Below are 13,120 nucleotides of genomic sequence, written 5' to 3'. Positions count from 1 at the left end.
GCGCGATCCGGTCAGAGGGTCTTCAGCATTCCCCCGTCGACGAAATAGGTCGAGCCGACGCTGTAGCTTGCCTTGTCCGAGCAGAGGAAGACGAAGAAGTGCGCCAGCTCCTGCGGCGTCCCGAAGCGTTTGATCGTCGAATGCTCCTCAGCGACGCCCTGCAGATAGCTCTCCCAGTCCCCGTCGCCGGTGAGCTTGCGCGCCGTGTTGATCCAGTCCGGTGTGAGGATGAGTCCGGGGTTGACGCAGTTGACCCGGATGTTGTCGCCGACGACCTCGCTCGCGAGGCACTTGGAAAACATCATCAGAGCTGACTTGGTGACGTTGTAGATCGGCTCGTACCAGAGCGGCTGCGCCGCACAGATCGAGGCGTTGTGCAGGATCACCCCACCGCCACGCCGGCGCATCTGCGGTACGATTCCCCTCGCGAGACGCACCGCCGCCATGACGTGCAGATCCCAGTAGGCCTGCCATTTCTCATCCGGCGCCTCGACGATCGTCTCGTTCGATCCGGTGCCCGCGTTGTTGATCAGGATATCTGAGCCGCCGAAGCGGTCTTCGGCCGCCGCGATCACTGCATCCACCCCGGCCGGCGTGGCGACGTCCGCGGCGACCCCGAACGCCCGCACGCCGCAGGCCGCCGCGATGCGGTCCGCCTCCGCCGCCACACGTCCTGCGTTGCGCGCTGCAAGCAGGAGGTCAGCGCCTTCAGCCGCCAGCGCCTCGGCGATTGCCAGCCCGATGCCGACCGAGCCGCCGGTGATCACCGCGACCTTCCCCTTCAAACCCATGTCCATGCGATCCTCCTCCCGTTGGCTGCGCCGGGTGGGACGCTACCACGCCTCGCACCCCTGCAACCGATCGTGTCCCGCGACGGCGCAACGCCGCTTCGGGGTCTTGGCCGCCATCGGCGAGCGCGAGGCGTCGGCGCGCCGGTGCGTCCGCTCGCGCGCCTCAGGTCCGCAGGCGGTCGAGCGGTGCGTTGCCAGCCGGAGGAGCCGATGATCTAAGAGCGGCGGAGGCTTAGGGAGGACGGAGACATGCCCGAGGATGGGGCGCACGCGCTGCAGGCACGGCTGGGCGAGGATCTCGTCGCCCTCGGCGACGCCATCCCGGCACGCAATCGGCAGGACTGGAGCGGCCTGCCACCGGTCCGGCCGCTGGCGCTGGTGCGGCCGCGGTCGACAGCGGACGTCGCAGCGGCGCTTGCAGCGTGCAGCGCTCTCGATCTTCCCGTCGTGCCGCAGGGCGGCCTCACCGGGCTCGCCGGCGCGGCCCATCCCTCCGACGGTACGGTCGCGCTGTCGCTCGAGCGGATGACCGCGGTCGGCCCGGTCGACGCGACGCTCGCCTGCGTCACGGTCGAGGCCGGCGCAACACTGCAGGCGGTCCAGGCTGCGGCCGAGGCCGGCGGGATGATCTTCCCCGTCGATCTCGGGGCGCGCGGCTCGTGCACGGTCGGCGGCAACCTGTCCACCAATGCCGGAGGCATCCGCGTCATCCGGTACGGCATGGCCCGCGCGCACGTCCTCGGACTGGAGGCGGTGCTCGCCGACGGCACCGTTCTCAAGTCGATGAACCGCATGCTGAAGAACAATGCCGGCTACGATCTCAAGCAGCTCTTCCTCGGCTCGGAAGGGACGCTCGGCATCATCACGCGCGCCGTGCTGCGCCTGCAACCGCGGCCGCGCTTCTCGACGGCGGCACTTTGCGGCTGCCGGGACGTCGACGCCGCCCTCGATCTCCTGCGCCGCATGCGCGACGGACTCGGGCCGACGCTATCCGCCTTCGAAGCGATGTGGCCGAGCTTCTACGAGACGATGTCGGCCGGGCTGCCGACCCTGCCGCGTCCACTGCGCGGGCGCCACGGCCTCTACGTCGTGATCGAGGCGAGCGGCTTCGACCCCGAGAACGAGCCGGCACGGCTGGAGGCGGTGCTCGGCGCGGCGATCGACGCCGGCGTCGTGGAGGATGCGGTGCTCGCGCAGTCGGAGCGCGAGGTGGCCGACCTCTGGGCACTGCGCGAGAGCGTGTCCGACTTCCAGGCCGTGATGGGACCGGTGGCGAACTATGACGTCGGCGTGCCAGCCGGCGAGACGGGCGCGCTCGTCGAGGCGCTGGAGGCTGGCATCGCGCGGCAATGGCCGGGCCTCGCCGGGGTCTCCTTCGGCCATCTCGGCGACGGCAACCTCCACTTCACCGCCCAGATTCCCGGCGGCGACGCCGGCGACCACGACGCCCACGTCGCGCTGTCGGACTTCGTCTACCGGACCACCACCGCCCATGGCGGCACGATCAGCGCCGAGCACGGGATCGGCACCTTGAAGAAGCCGTGGCTGGACCTCGCCCGCTCCCCGGCCGAGATCGCCCTGATGCGCTCGCTGAAGGTGGCGCTCGATCCGAAGGGCATCCTCAATCCGGGCAAGGTGCTGTAGTCCGGCCTGAAGGGACCACCAGCACCCGAGCCCAGGGGCGCGTCATCGGGCGGGCTCTGTCACGCGCTCGATCCTCGGCGCCCTCCTCGATCCCGCACCGCCTCACCCGATCCGGCCGCCGGCGACACGGCCGGAGCCATAAGGCCAGGGTTGGCGCGGAGTGCCTATCCGATCGTCCTCGCAAGCATCTTCGACATGTGGACGGTCGTGCCGCCGAGGAACGGCTCTTCCAGGACGACGCCGTAGCCGCAGCGCCGGTAGAGCGCGACATTCGTCGCGAAGGCCGCGTTGGTGTAGAGGCGGAGCTCCGCATGACCCTGCCGCAACGCCAGATCCTCGGCGTGCGCAAGCAGGCGTCGGCCATGGCCGCGCCCCTGCATGCCGGGCGCGACCGCGACGCTCTCGATCAGGAGATGGTCGGGCTTCTCGATGGTCTCGATCAGGCCGGCGAGCGCATCGTCCACCAGAAGCAGATCGACGCGATGGTCCCGGATCGCGGCGGCAGGATCGGCGAGCATCGGCCTCGGCTCGCGTCCGATGACCGCGATCCATTTCGCATAGGCGTCACGCGTCAGCGCCCGGACCGCCGGCGCATCGTCCGGCTCCGCCCGGCGCAAGACGGCGGCCGCAGCGTCGCCCGTCACAGGAAGGGCTTGAAGGCGACGAGCGTGAAGGTGTCGGCGACGCCGTCCATCACCTGCAGCCGCTCGGTGACGAAATGGCCGATGTCCCTGTTGTCGTCGAGGTAGAACTTGGCGATGAGGTCGTATTGGCCGGACGTCGAGTAGACCTCCGAGATCTGCTCGACCGTCTGCACCAGCTCGTCGGCGACCTGATAGGCCTTTCCGGGCTTGCACTTGAACTGCACGAAGATGGTCTTCATCGAAGCTTCCCACTGTCGAGCCACGGTCGGACCCATGAAGGTGCCGATGCGGCACCCGAGAGCACGAAGGGTGCATAGCGCACCGCCGGCGCTCTCGCCTACTCCTCGGGCTCGGTCGTGAACAGGAGCGGGAAGCCGAGTTCCTTGGCCATGTCGGTCGCGCTCGCCGCCTTGGTCTCCGCGACGTCCCGCGTGAAGACGGCGACCACGCAGGCGCCCTTCTGGTGCGCGGTGACCATCACCCGCTGCGCCTGGTCCTCGCTCATCCGGAACTCGGCCTTCAGCACCATCACCACGAACTCGCGCGGGGTGTAGTCGTCGTTGACGAGAATGACCTTGTAGAGCTTCGGCCGCTCGACCTTCTGGACAGGCTGGACGCGCGGCTTGGTTTCGGTTGTCTGCATGGCGACCACTCGCTGGGCGGCGTCGGCCGATCGTCCGCAGGACACGGCCGGTGCCGAAAGGCGGGACTTCGGGTCCCTCTGCGCCTCCATATAGGATCGGCCGGCACGGGACAAAGCCATGCCGGCCGACGATCAGTCTGGCTGATGACGATGGGTCAGATCGGCTTCACCTTCGGTTCGCGCTCCCAGAACCGCAGCTTGCCGCAGAGGGTCACGAAGCCCGCCACGTCGCCGGCGGCCTTCATCTCCACGCAGCCCTTGTCCATGTCGGACGCAATGCCGGTCTTCTCGAACAGCGCCATCGCCGCTGCGGTGTAGGCAATGAACTTGCAGTGGACGAAGGCGTCTGAAACGAAGTCCTTTGCCGTCGGCTCCTTGGCGAGCAGCGCCGCACCGTCCTTCGAGGCGAGAATCGCAACCGCGTCGTAGAGGACCGACGGTCCGCCGTCGATCTTCTGCTTCGCCTCGATCCAGGTGCCGTCGCTGGCCTCGACGCCCCCAACCATCGGCGCGACGAATTCGATCAGCGCGCCCTCCTTCTCCAGTGCCGATTTCAACGCCTTCACGAGGTCGATGTCGACCCCATCGGTGACGAGGGCGCCGAGCTTGCGGCCCTTGAAGCTCTCCGGACCGTTCAGGATGATCGACAGCTTCGGCGAAGCCTCGAGGTCGGTGCGCGGCTTGACTGCGGCATCGGCCGGCTTCGGCATCTCCTTCAGCCGCAGCCCCTTTGCGACCGTGTTGGCCAGATCCTGGTCGATGTTGAGCAGATGCGACACCATCCGCGAGCGGATCGCCAGCGTCTCGACCTTCGACAGCTCGAAGATCAGCGCCATGGCGATGTGGTTCTGCTCCGTCTCTGTCTGCGACACGTAGAACTGCCGGGCCTGGCTGTAGTGATCGGCGAAGCTCTCCGCACGGATGCGGCGCTTCTCACCCTCGACCGCCGTCGGATGCGTCTGGAACCCGTCCTTCGGCGCCTCGCGCGGACCACCGGCGACGCCCCACGAGTTGGGTTCGTAGTTCGCCCGTCCGACGGGGTTGCGCATGGCCATGTGGCCGTCCTGCTGGAAGTTGCGGACGGTCGTGCCCTTCGGCGTGTTCACTGGAATGTGGGTGAAGTTCGGGCCGCCGAGGCGCTTCAGCTGCGTGTCGAGATAGGAGAAGTTGCGACCCTGCAGCAGGGGGTCGTTGGTGAAGTCGATGCCCGGAACGACGTTGCCGGTCTGGAAGGCGACCTGCTCGGTCTCCTGGAAGAAGTTGTCGACGAGGCGGTCGAGCGTCAGCTTGCCGACGATCTTCACCGGCAGGATCTCTTCCGGGATGATCTTCGTCGCATCGAGGATGTCGAAGTCGAACTTGTCGGCAAAGTCGTCGTCGAAGAGCTGCAGACCAAGCTCCCACTCGGGATAGTCGCCGATCTGGATGGCGTCCCACATGTCGCGGCGGTGGAAGTCCGGGTCGGCACCGTTGATCTTGACCGCTTCGTTCCACACGACCGACTGCAAGCCCTGCTTCGGCTTCCAGTGGAACTTCACGTAGGTCGACTTCCCTTCGGCGTTGAGGAAGCGGAAGGTGTGGATGCCGAAGCCCTCCATCGTGCGGAAGGAGCGCGGAATGGTGCGGTCCGACATGATCCACATGATCATCGCCATCGATTCCGGGCTGAGCGAGGCGAAGTCCCAGAAGTTGTCGTGCGCGGTCTGGGCCTGCGGAAAGCCCCGGTCGGGTTCCTGCTTGGCCGCGTGGATCAGGTCGGGAAACTTGATCGCGTCCTGGATGAAGAAGATCGGGATGTTGTTGCCGACCAGATCCCAGTTCCCCTCCCTGGTGTAGAATCGCACCGCGAAGCCGCGCACGTCGCGAGCAAGATCAGGCGATCCCTTGTTGCCGGCGACGGTCGAGAAGCGCACGAAGACATCGGTCTTTTCGCCCTTGCGCTGGAACAGGTCGGCCGTGGTGATGTCCGACAGCGACTCGTAGGCCTCGAAGCTGCCATGCACGCCGAAGCCGCGGGCGTGGACGACACGCTCGGGAATGCGCTCATGGTCGAAGTGGAAGATCTTGTCGCGGAAGTGCTGGTCCTCCAGCAGCGACGGGCCGCGGCGTCCCGCCTTCAGCGTGTTCTGGTCGTCCGCGACGGGAACGCCCTGCGACGTCGTCAGCACCGGCACGTCGCCGCCCGCGACCTGGTGCGTCTCGCCGCCGGTGCCGCGCATCACCGCCTGGTCGCCCATCGTCGCCTTCGTCATCTTGGCATTGCTGGTCTCGGCCGCCATTGCACCGTTCCTTTACTCGCAGTCGGGAAGGCCGCGCGGAAGCGCGGCACCACGCGTCAATGGCCCGCCGGGGTGGATGTTCCGTCCTGCGACGTTCGGCGACCGGGCAGCGGCCCGTGCTGGCGCGAATACTTCCTCTATGTACCTGATCGTACAGCGCTCATTCGGCGGATCGACCGTCGGACAATTTTGTAACGGCACCGCACGATCGACGGTCCGGTCGATCCCGCTCAGGCCGGCAGCGACGACTTGCGCACGTCCTGCAGCAGTCGCACGAAGCCGGATGCGGCGTGCTCCGCGATCCGCCGGCCCTTCTCGGCCGTGCCTTTCGAGGCGTCGCCGACGGTGCCCTTGGGGTTGAGGTCGCTGGCGATCCAGGCATAGGCATGGATGCCGGTCGGGCGCAGGAGGTCGAACTCGGTCTCGTCGCGCACCGCGCTGGAGACGAAGGTCTCGGCCTTCTCCATCGCGACCGTGTCCGGACGGAAGTGCAGCATCAACGACGTCTCGACCTCCCCGCCGTGGATGCCGTAGCGCGTCTCGGCCGGATCGATCATCCCGGCCGGGTGGCCGAAGCGCGACCACGCGGTCTTCACCACCAGCATCTTCGCCCGCACCCGCAGCTCACGCGCGACGATGCCCATGATCTCCTCGTTGCCGCCGTGCGAGTTGACGATCACCAGCTTGCGCACCCCGGCGCGCGCCACCGAGAGGCCGAGCTCGGTCCAGGCCTCGATCAGCACGTTCGGCGGCAGAGTGAGCGTCCCCGGGGCGTGCAGGTGCTCGTTCGACTTGCCCACCGCCTGAACCGGCAGGATGCGCAGGTCGAGATCCTCCGGCGCCAGGCCGGCCATCGTCTCGAGCATGCCCTCGTTGATCATCTGGTCGGTGCCGGTCGGCAGATGCGGCCCGTGCTGCTCGACGGCCGCGATCGGCAGGACTGCGATGACCCGCATCGGGTCGAGCCGCTCGAACTCGGTCGTCTTGTACTGCGACCACCAGACCCGCCGCGCACCGTTCGCCATCATGCCTCCCTCACCGGCTGGACCCCGGCTTCCACCGGCCCCGCCGCCACCGCCTCGATCTCGACCACGAACTCCGGCCGCGCGAAGCCGGCCACGATCATCAGCGTCGAGGCGGGGAACGGCGCGGGGAACAGCCGGTCGCGCACCGCCATGTAGGGCGCCAGATGCTCCCGGCTGGTGACATAGGCGTTGATCCGCACGATGTCGGCCAGCGTCAGGCCCGCTTCGGCGAGGATCGCTGCGATGTTGGCGAAGCATTGCTCGGCCTGACCCTCGCAATCGGCGGCGACGCGTCCCTCGCGATCGATGCCGAGCTGCCCGGAGCAGAAGACGAGCCGGCGGCCCGGCGGCACCTCGACTCCGTGCGAATAGGCGGCGAAGGGCGGTTGGATGAAGGGCGGATTGAGACGGCGCATCGCGGATTCTCCCGATCGCAACGCTAGCTTCGCACATGCGGAAAATAAACGGCGGCTTGCGGAAAAACGCCTTGCAAATGGGCACGGCTCAAAAATAGTCTCCTCCTACCGTTCCCGCGGATCTGCAGGGTTCGGCCAGCCCGACGCCAGCCGCCGGAGCGCACGAGGAGCGACACGCATGATCTGCAGGACCGCCTTCTTCACCGCCCTCGCGCTACTGGCCGGCATCGGCGGCCCAGCGCTGGCGCAGGATCTCGACAAGGTCACCTTCGGCACCAACTGGCTCGCCCAGGCCGAGCATGGCGGCTTCTATCAGGCGGTCGCCGACGGGACCTACAAGAAGTACGGCCTCGACGTGACGATCCGTCAGGGCGGGCCGCAGGCAGCCAACCGCAACCTCCTGATCGCGGGCCAGATCGACTTCTACATGGGCGGTACGCTCGGCGCCTTCGACGCGGTCAAGCAGGGCGTTCCGCTCGTCACCGTCGCGGCGATCTTCCAGAAGGACCCGCAGGTGCTGATGGCGCACCCGGACCAGGGCGTCGACAGCTTTGCCGACCTCGCCAAGCTGCCGACGATCTTCATGGGCAAGGAGGGGTTCATCACCTACTTCTCGTGGATGAAGGCGAACTATGACGGCTTCTCCGACGAGCAGTTCAAGCCCTACCAGTTCAACCCGGCGCCCTTCATCGCCGACCCGAAGTCGGCGCAGCAGGGCTTTGTCACGTCGGAGCCCTTCGAGGTCGAGCGGCAGGCCGGCTGGGCACCGAAGGTCTTCCTCCTCGCCGACCAGGGCTATGCACCCTACGCCACCACCATCGAGACCCAGACCAAGATGGTCGCGGAGCATCCGGACGTGGTGCAGCGCTTCGTCGATGCCTCGATCGAGGGCTGGTACAACTACCTCTATGGCGACCACGCGGCTGCCGACGCACTGATCAAGCAGGACAATCCCGAGATGAGCGACGACCAGATGGCGTTCTCGCTCGCCAAGATGAAGGAGTACGGGATCGTCGTCTCGGGCGCTGCCGAGGACAAGGGCATCGGCTGCATGACGGACCAGCGCTACAAGGACTTCTTCGACACCATGACCAAGATCGGCGTCGTCGATCCGTCGCTGGACTACAAGACCGCCTATACCCTCCAGTTCGTCTGCAAGGGCGTCGGCAAGGACCTCGCCAAGTCCTGACGCGCACCGTGACGGTCGCATGATGAGCGATACCGAGACCCGCCCTTCCGGCGAAACGCGCCGCCGGCCGATCGTGGCGGTGCGCGACGTCTCCAAGCGCTTCTCCAACGGGACGCTGGCGCTGTCTCGGATGACGCTCGACGTGATGCCGGGCGAGTTCATCAGCCTGCTCGGCCCGTCCGGCTGCGGCAAGTCGACGGCGCTCCGCATCATCGCCGGGCTCGGCGACGCCTCGAGCGGGGCGATCGACTATCCGGGATCGCGCGTCGACGTTCGCGGCAAGCCGGAGGCCGAGATCGGCTTCGTCTTCCAGGAGCCGACGCTGATGCCCTGGCAGACCGTGTTCGGCAATGTCCACCTGCCGCTGCGCCTGAAGCGGATCGGCAAGTCCGAGGCGCGCGAGCGGATCATGCACGTGCTGGAGACCGTCGGCCTGGAGGACTTCGCCCGCGCCTACCCGCGCGAACTGTCGGGCGGCATGAAGATGCGCGTCTCCATCGCGCGTGCCCTCGTCACCCGGCCGAAGCTGCTTCTGATGGACGAGCCCTTCGGCGCCCTCGACGAGATCACCCGCCAGAAGCTGAACGACGACGTCCTCCGCCTCTGGCACGAGCAGGACCTGACCGTCGTCTTCGTCACCCACTCGGTCTACGAGGCCGCCTACCTGTCGAGCCGCATCGTGGTGATGGGCGCCCGTCCCGGCCGCGTCGTCTCCGACCTGCCGCTCGACGCGCCCTGGCCGCGCGTGGAGAGCTTCCGCACCACCGACGCCTATGCCGCGCTCTGCCGGCGCGTGTCGGATGCGCTGCAACTGGCGATCCACGCGCCGAGCGCTGCGGCATGAGCGACTATCCGGCCCTCAGCGGCGTCGCGGCCCCGGCCGAGGACGACGCCGGCAAGTTCGCCGCGGGGCAGGCCGGCGAGCGGGACGCGGCGGCGGCGCAGGCTGCCCGGATCGAGCGCAGCCTGAAGCTGACGATCCCGGTCGCGATGCTCGCGCTGACCATCCTCGTCTGGCAGCTCTACGTCGAGATCAACAAGGTGCCGCCCTACATCCTGCCGAGCCCGGTTGCGGTCGCGACGGCCCTGTGGACCGACTGGGGCACGCTCTACCCCGCCCTGCTCGTCACCCTGAAGATCACCGTCTCGGCGCTTGTGCTGGCGCTGATCGGCGGCGTCGGGCTCGCGATCCTCCTCGTCCAGTCGCGCTGGATCGAGCTCGCGCTCTATCCCTATGCGGTGATCCTGCAGGTGACGCCGATCGTGGCGATCGCGCCGCTGATCCTCGTCTACGCCTCCTCGACGCAGGTCGCGCTCCTGATCTGCGCCTTCCTCGTCGCCTTCTTCCCCATCCTGTCCAACATGGTGCAGGGGCTGAAGAGCGTCGATCACAACCTCCTCAACCTCTTCGAGCTCTACGGCGCCTCGCGCTTCCAGACGCTGTGGCTGCTGAAACTGCCGGCGGCGCAGCCTTACTTCATGGCGGGTCTCAAGATCGGCGGCGGGCTGGCGCTCATTGCCGCCGTCGTCGCGGAGTTCGCGGCCGGATCGGCCGGCGCCGGATCCGGCCTCGCCTTCCGTCTCCTGGAAGCGCAGTACCGGCTCAACATCCCCCGCCTGTTCGCCGCGCTGCTGCTCCTGTCGGCGACCGGCGTCGCGATCTTCGGCCTGACTTCGCTGATCTCCTGGCTGGCGCTGCGACGCTGGCACGAGAGCGCGATCAAGCGCGAGAACTGAGACGACCATGCGAGACCGACCCCCCATCGACGGCAGCGTGCTGCTCCGGAACGCCAGCCTGCCCGACGCGGCCACCGGCGAGCGCAGCGGCGCCGTCTCGCGCGTCGACATCACGATCCGGAGCGGCCGGATCGAGAGCGTGGCGCCCGCCGGAAGCGGGCTTGGCGACGACGACCTGCCCCTGCACGATTGCGACGGCGGCCTCGTCCTTCCGGCCTTCGTCGACATGCACACCCATCTCGACAAGGGTCACGTCTGGCCGCGCCAGGCCAATCCGGACGGCACCTGGCTCGGCGCGCTGCTGGCGGTGAAGGCGGACCGCGAGGCGAACTGGTCGTCGGTCGACGCCCAGCGGCGGATGGACTTCTCGCTGCGCTGCGCCTTCGCGCACGGCACCGCGGCGATCCGCACCCATCTCGACTCCGCGCCGCCGCAGCACGACATCTCCTGGCCGCTCTTCGCCGCCATGCGCGAGCGTTGGGCCGGCCGCATCGAGCTCCAGGCCGTCGCGCTGGTCGGTCCCGACCACCTGCTCGATCCCGCCGTGCTCGACGAGGTCGCCCGTATGGCGGCGGCCCATGGCGGCCTCCTCGGCGGCTCCGTTGCCGTCCACGACCGCGCGCCCGAGGCCGTCCGCGCCGCCGTCGAGACAGCCGGCCGGCATGGCCTCGACCTCGATCTCCACATCGACGAGAGCGGCGACCCCAAGGCGCGATCGCTGCGGGCGCTCGCCGAGGCCGTCATCGAGACCGGCTATGCAGGCCGCGTCACCGCCGGCCACTGCTGCTCGCTGGCGATCCAGGACGAGGGGTTCGTGCGGGATACCATCGCCCGGGTCGCAGAGGCCGGCATCACCATCGTGTCGCTGCCGATGTGCAACATGTACCTGCAGGATCGAGCGCCGGCGGACGGCCCGGCCCGCACCCCGCGCTGGCGCGGCGTCACGCTGGTCAACGAACTGCAGGCGGCCGGCGTCGCCGTGGCACTCGCCTCCGACAACACGCGCGACCCGTTCTACGCCTATGGCGATCTCGACATGCTCGAGGTCTTTCGCGAGAGCGCACGGATCGCCCAGTTCGACCATCCGGTGGCGGACGCGTGGGACTGGCTGCGTGCCGTCACCGCCCTGCCCGCCGCCACCTGCGGCTTCGACTATCAGGCGCGCATCACGCCGGGCGCGTCGGCCGACCTCGTCCTCTTCGGTGCCCGCACCTGGCACGAGCTGATGGCCCGCCCGCAGGGCGAGCGAACCGTGCTGCGCGCCGGCCGGGCGATCGACACCACGCTTCCCGACTATCGCGAACTCGACGACCTCATGCAGGACCGGTGATGGACAGAGCCTCGATGGACCTCGGCGGTTTCCGCCATGCGCTCGGCGACATTCCCGTCGAGGACAACCCGAAGCTCGTCCTGCAGAAGAGCCGGGACTTCTACTGGTACTCGCCCGTCCTCAAGCGCCAGCTCGACCACGTCACCGCAGATCTCGTCGTCTCGCCGCGCAGCGTCGAGGAGGTGGTGGCGACGCTCGCCGCGGCGCATCGCTTCGGTGTCGCGATCACCCCGCGCGGCGCCGGCACCGGCAACTACGGACAGGCGATGCCGCTCGCCGGCGGCGCCATCCTCAACCTTGCCGGCCTCGACCGGGTGATCGAGAGCGACACGATGCGGGTGCGGGCCGAGGCCGGCACGGTCCTCGCCAAACTCGATGAGGCGACGAAGGCCGGGGCCGGCACCGAGCTGCGCTTCCATCCCTCGACCTATCGCACCGCGACCATCGGCGGTTTCATCGCCGGCGGCTCGGGCGGCGTCGGCTCGATCCGCTGGGGCGGCCTGCGCAACTTCGGCAACATCCTCGGCCTGAAGGTCGTGACCTGCGAGGCGAACCCGCGCATCCTCGACCTCAAGGGCACCGACATCCTGAAGGTCGCCCACGCCTACGGCACCAACGGCATCGTCGTCGAAGCCGAGATGCCGCTGACGGCTGCCTATGACTGGGTCGACGTCCTCGCCGGCTTCGACACGATCGAGGAGGCCGTGCGCTTCGGGCGGGACGTGGCGCTGCAGGACGGCATCCTCCTCAAGGAGATCGCGCCGATCGCGGCGCCCGTGCCGCACGACTGGTTCACCCGGCACCAGAAGTTCATCCGGCGCGACCAGTCGGTCGTCGTGATGATGGCGGCGCCGCAGGCGATGGAGACGCTCGCTCTCTTCCTCGCCCACCAGAAGGGTGAGATGCTCTACCGCTCGGACCTGGCGAGCGAGGACGACAGGAAGCGTCTGCCGCCGGCCTACGAGCTCGCCTGGAACCACACGACCCTGCGGGGGCTGAAGATCGATCCGACCATCACCTACCTGCAGACGCAGTATCCTGACCTCGAAACGCTAAAGCGCATCATCGCGATCTTCGGCGACGAGCTGCCGATGCACAACGAGCTCATCCGCTTCGACGGCCGCGTCGTCTTTTCCGGGCTGCCGATCGTGCGTTTCACCTCTGAGGAGCGGCTGGAGGAGATCATCCGGATCCACGAGGACAATGGCTGCCTCGTCTTCAACCCGCACCGCTACACGCTGGAGGAAGGCGGCATGAAGCGCTCCGATCCCGGGCAGGTCGCCTTCAAGCGCGAAGCCGATCCCGCCGGCATTCTGAACCCCGGCAAGATGATCGCCTGGGAGAACCCGGACTTCGACTTTAGCGCCGGCAAGGCCTGGCTGTTCTCCGGCCTGCAGCCGGTCTCCGGCGCGGCCTGAGGGC

The 13,120-nt window shown here is 68.1% G+C and carries 13 protein-coding genes; 6 read left to right on the top strand and 7 right to left on the bottom strand.

Annotated elements, in window-relative coordinates:
* Positions 1-11 precede the first annotated feature (11 nt).
* Entirely contained in the window at positions 12-797 is a 786-nt protein-coding gene (locus NPA30_RS17755; protein ID WP_256804115.1) for an SDR family NAD(P)-dependent oxidoreductase, read from the bottom strand.
* 243 nt (positions 798-1,040) lie between these two features.
* Between NPA30_RS17755 and NPA30_RS17750 the strand changes: the two genes are divergently transcribed.
* Positions 1,041-2,435 carry an FAD-binding oxidoreductase gene (locus NPA30_RS17750; RefSeq protein WP_256804114.1) on the top strand — a complete coding sequence of 465 codons (1,395 nt, stop codon included), beginning with the start codon at positions 1,041-1,043 and terminating at the stop codon, positions 2,433-2,435.
* 164 nt (positions 2,436-2,599) lie between these two features.
* Here the strand turns inward: NPA30_RS17750 and NPA30_RS17745 are convergent, their stop codons facing one another.
* From NPA30_RS17745 to NPA30_RS17720, 6 genes are all read right to left on the bottom strand, one after another.
* On the bottom strand, positions 2,600-3,079 hold the full coding sequence (locus tag NPA30_RS17745; RefSeq protein WP_256804113.1) for a GNAT family N-acetyltransferase: 480 nt from the start codon (positions 3,077-3,079) through the stop codon (positions 2,600-2,602).
* A complete protein-coding gene (locus tag NPA30_RS17740; protein WP_256804112.1) occupies positions 3,076-3,318 on the bottom strand; it encodes an Lrp/AsnC family transcriptional regulator in 243 nt (80 codons plus the stop codon). Before NPA30_RS17740 ends, NPA30_RS17745 begins: the two co-directional genes overlap by 4 nt.
* A 98-nt stretch (positions 3,319-3,416) precedes the next feature.
* Positions 3,417-3,722 carry an ATP-dependent Clp protease adapter ClpS gene (gene clpS / locus NPA30_RS17735; RefSeq protein ID WP_256804111.1) on the bottom strand — a complete coding sequence of 102 codons (306 nt, stop codon included), beginning with the start codon at positions 3,720-3,722 and terminating at the stop codon, positions 3,417-3,419.
* 155 nt (positions 3,723-3,877) lie between these two features.
* On the bottom strand, positions 3,878-6,001 hold the full coding sequence (locus NPA30_RS17730; protein ID WP_256804110.1) for a catalase: 2,124 nt from the start codon (positions 5,999-6,001) through the stop codon (positions 3,878-3,880).
* A gap of 230 nt (positions 6,002-6,231) precedes the next feature.
* Positions 6,232-7,026: a creatininase family protein gene (locus NPA30_RS17725; protein WP_256804109.1), complete on the bottom strand. Its 795-nt coding sequence runs from the start codon at positions 7,024-7,026 to the stop codon at positions 6,232-6,234.
* A complete protein-coding gene (locus NPA30_RS17720) occupies positions 7,026-7,442 on the bottom strand; it encodes a RidA family protein (protein WP_256804108.1) in 417 nt (138 codons plus the stop codon). Before NPA30_RS17720 ends, NPA30_RS17725 begins: the two co-directional genes overlap by 1 nt.
* A 178-nt stretch (positions 7,443-7,620) precedes the next feature.
* Between NPA30_RS17720 and NPA30_RS17715 the strand changes: the two genes are divergently transcribed.
* From NPA30_RS17715 to NPA30_RS17695, 5 genes are read left to right on the top strand one after another with little or no spacing between them, the layout of a single operon-like run.
* Complete coding sequence (locus NPA30_RS17715; protein ID WP_256804107.1) at positions 7,621-8,631, top strand: ABC transporter substrate-binding protein; 1,011 nt, start codon at positions 7,621-7,623, stop codon at positions 8,629-8,631.
* A gap of 22 nt (positions 8,632-8,653) precedes the next feature.
* Positions 8,654-9,475: an ABC transporter ATP-binding protein gene (locus NPA30_RS17710; RefSeq protein WP_256804106.1), complete on the top strand. Its 822-nt coding sequence runs from the start codon at positions 8,654-8,656 to the stop codon at positions 9,473-9,475.
* Complete coding sequence (locus tag NPA30_RS17705; RefSeq protein ID WP_256804105.1) at positions 9,472-10,368, top strand: ABC transporter permease; 897 nt, start codon at positions 9,472-9,474, stop codon at positions 10,366-10,368. Before NPA30_RS17710 ends, NPA30_RS17705 begins: the two co-directional genes overlap by 4 nt.
* 7 nt (positions 10,369-10,375) lie before the next feature.
* On the top strand, positions 10,376-11,698 hold the full coding sequence (locus NPA30_RS17700; protein ID WP_256804104.1) for a cytosine deaminase: 1,323 nt from the start codon (positions 10,376-10,378) through the stop codon (positions 11,696-11,698).
* Positions 11,698-13,116 (top strand): FAD-binding oxidoreductase, encoded by a 1,419-nt coding sequence (locus tag NPA30_RS17695; RefSeq protein ID WP_372338854.1) that lies wholly within the window; start codon positions 11,698-11,700, stop codon positions 13,114-13,116. The genes NPA30_RS17700 and NPA30_RS17695 overlap by 1 nt, the downstream gene beginning before the upstream one ends.
* Positions 13,117-13,120 lie beyond the last annotated feature (4 nt).

This window comes from Mangrovibrevibacter kandeliae, from assembly GCF_024519155.1.
GTDB lineage: Bacteria > Pseudomonadota > Alphaproteobacteria > Rhizobiales > Rhizobiaceae > Mangrovibrevibacter > Mangrovibrevibacter kandeliae.
This window is presented reverse-complemented; position numbering and strand designations above follow the sequence as displayed.